We start from the raw sequence: 2,578 nt of genomic DNA, 5'->3' as shown, positions 1-2,578 counted from the left end.
GCCCTGCTGGAGATCGTCCCCGTCAACCCGAAGCCCCCCACCAAGCCCGAGGAGCCCGAGCCCGAGCCCGAGCCAAAGCCCGAGAAGGAGGAAGACGAGCCGCAGGACGGGGACGACTCGGACGCTGCGGACCCGACCAAGCCTGCTCCCAAGCCGCTGCCCATCCCGATCCCCACCACACCACGACCATGAGCCAAGCCGAGCATCCAGACCGACTCTCCGAGCGCCACGACGTCACCGTCCAGGACGTGCGTCAGCTGATGGGTCCCTCCACCCCCCACTTCGCGCTGCAGATCCGCAACCGCATCGCGCGTCTGATCGCCCCGCTGCCGGCGGACCATCCCGCGCGAGTGGAGGGTGAGGCGGAGATCACCCGCCTGACCGCGCTGGGCTACGCCGGCGAGCAGCGCGGCCTGCCCGCCGAGGTCGGCCTGGACACGCTGCCCTCGGTGGGAACCGAGCCGCCCGACTGAACCAAGAGGGCGACCGGCGTCCGCGCTCAGCGTGACGCCGCCCCGGCCGAGCGCTCCCGCTCCTTCGTCGTGGCGCCCGTGGCGCGGAAGCGGTGGACCAGAGGCATGCGCCGGTCCTGGCCGAAGGCGCGTGCGCTGATGCGTATGCCGGGCGGCGCCTGGCGGCGCTTGGGTTCGGCGCGCTCGACCAGGTCGACGACGCGCCGGACGACACCCGGGTCGTGCCCGCGGGCCACGAGGTCCGCGGGGTCCTCGTCCTCCTCCACGTAGGCCTGCAGGATGGGGTCGACCACGTCGAAGGGCGGCAGGCCGTCCTGGCGCCACGCGCTGGGCCGCACGCCGCCGTGGGGATCGCGCAGGATCGCCGCGGGGATGGGTCCCGGCGCACTGCCCTGGCGCCAGCGCGCGAGACGCACCACCGTGGTGCGCGGGACGTCCTTGAGCGGTGCGAAGCCGCCGAAGGTCTCTCCGTAGAGGGTGGCGTAGCCGCAGGCCAGCTCGGACTTGTTGCCCGTGGACAGCAGCAGCCGGCCGGGTAGGTTGGCCAGCGCCATCAGCAGGTTGGAGCGGATACGGGCCAGCACCCGCTCCTCGGTCGACCACGAGCCCGCCCCGGAGCTCAGCGCCGCCGCGCCCAGGGCGTGCTCGTAGGCGTCGCGCAGCCCCGCGACGGGCACCTCGCGCAGCTCGCAGCCCAGCGCCGCCGCCAGCTCGCGAGCGGCATGCTCGGCGCCGCGGTCGTTGTCCGCCGCGGGCATGAGCACGGCGGTGACGCGCTCGGGGCCCAGCGCCTCACAGGCCAGGACCGCGACCAGCGAGGAGTCGATGCCGCCACCCAGACCCACCACCGCGTGATCGAGCCCGTTCTTGACCGCCTGGTCGGCAATCCCCAGGCGCAGCGCAAGCCACAGCTCCGCGTGGGGGTCGAGCATCTCGGCCACGGGCGGCGAACCGAGCTGCGAGGCCACCAGCGGCAGGCCGATCCGGGGCTCGGCCGCCGACTCGCCCCCTGAGGGCGCCGCCGTCTCGTCGGCCGCGCGCAGCCGCGGGTCGCGCAGCCGTGCGGCGCGCACGGGGCGCAGGTCGAGCGGCACCAGGAGCAGTTCCTCGGCGAAGTGCTCGGCGCGCGCCACCACCCGGCCGCGGTGGTCGACCACCGTGGAGCCGCCGTCGAACACCAGCTCGTCGTGGCCGCCCCAGCAGTTGGCGTAGGCGATGGGGCACACCAGCTCACGGGCCCGGTGGGACAGCATGGCCTCGCGGTCGCGGGCCTTGCCCGCCTGAAAGGGGGAGGCCGAGGCGTTGAGGATCAGCTCGGCCCCGGCCCGCACCGCCGCGGTGGCCGGCCCGTCGCCGATCCACAGGTCCGCGCAGATGCACAGGCCCACCAGCCGGTCGCCGATGCGCACCACCACGGGTCCGTTGCCCCGCCCGAAGTAGCGCCCCTCGTCGAAGGTGCCGTAGTGGGGCAGATGACGCTTTGCGTAGACCACCCGGATCTCGCCCTCGGCGGCCACCACGAGGGTGTTGTGCAGGTCGCGCGGGCCGTTGAGGGGCACGCCGAAGGCGACCACCAGGTCGTGCGCCGCGGCCGCCACCTCCTCGGCCGCCGCGGCACAGGCCGACAGGAAGTCCGAGCGCAGGAGCAGGTCCGCGGGCGGGTAGCCGCACACGGCCAGTTCGGGAAAGAGAACCAGCTGGGCTCCGGCCTCCCGCGCCTGGTCGATCCTCTCGCGCATGAGCCCGACATTGCCCGGCAGGTCCCCGATCACGGGGTTGACCTGCGCGAGGGCGACGACCATGGCACCACCATCCCCGTCGCGGGGCCGCGTCGGTATCGCCCGCGGGACAGGATCAAACGCCGGGCCCTGCGCCACGCGGCCAACGTGGCAGGATGGCGCCATGGCCACCTGGGATCTCGTCGCCGACCTCCCGCTGCGCGTCGAGGGCTACGCCTTGGAGGGGCGCGAGCAGGACGTCTCGAGCGCCTTCACGCGCAAGAGCACGACCATCCGCCTGCGCGGTGGCGGCGAGGAGGGCCTCGGCGAGGACGTCGTCTACGAGGCGACCGACCACGAGGCCCAGCAGGCCGCCGGCCCGGCGCT

4 protein-coding genes are annotated in these 2,578 nt (G+C 74.2%); 3 read left to right on the top strand and 1 reads right to left on the bottom strand.

Translation table 11 applies throughout. The features are described from left to right. Together KY462_16865 and KY462_16860 are read left to right on the top strand one after the other, a co-directional pair. A partial coding sequence (locus tag KY462_16865) for a hypothetical protein (GenBank protein MBW3579370.1) occupies positions 1–192 on the top strand: 192 nt, incomplete at its 5' end. Next, positions 189–473, top strand: a complete 285-nt coding sequence (locus tag KY462_16860; GenBank protein MBW3579369.1) for a hypothetical protein — start codon at positions 189–191, stop codon at positions 471–473. The genes KY462_16865 and KY462_16860, both read left to right, overlap by 4 nt. A gap of 26 nt (positions 474–499) precedes the next feature. On the opposite strand, the gene KY462_16855 is transcribed toward KY462_16860, so the two are convergent. After that, complete coding sequence (locus KY462_16855; GenBank protein ID MBW3579368.1) at positions 500–2,275, bottom strand: NAD+ synthase; 1,776 nt, start codon at positions 2,273–2,275, stop codon at positions 500–502. Positions 2,276–2,375: 100 nt separating this feature from the next. Between KY462_16855 and KY462_16850 the strand changes: the two genes are divergently transcribed. Beyond that, a partial coding sequence (locus tag KY462_16850) for a hypothetical protein (protein ID MBW3579367.1) occupies positions 2,376–2,578 on the top strand: 203 nt, incomplete at its 3' end.

Source organism: Actinomycetota bacterium (genome assembly GCA_019347675.1).
In the GTDB taxonomy this organism is placed as follows: domain Bacteria; phylum Actinomycetota; class Nitriliruptoria; order Nitriliruptorales; family JAHWKO01; genus JAHWKW01.
This window is presented reverse-complemented; position numbering and strand designations above follow the sequence as displayed.

Bases quoted from the DNA above. Each gene is read 5' to 3' on its own strand.
- KY462_16860 (MBW3579369.1), top strand. From the start codon at position 189: ATGAGCCAAGCCGAGCATCCAGACCGACTCTCCGAGCGCCACGACGTC.
- KY462_16855 (MBW3579368.1), bottom strand. From the start codon at position 2,275: ATGGTCGTCGCCCTCGCGCAGGTCAACCCCGTGATCGGGGACCTGCCG.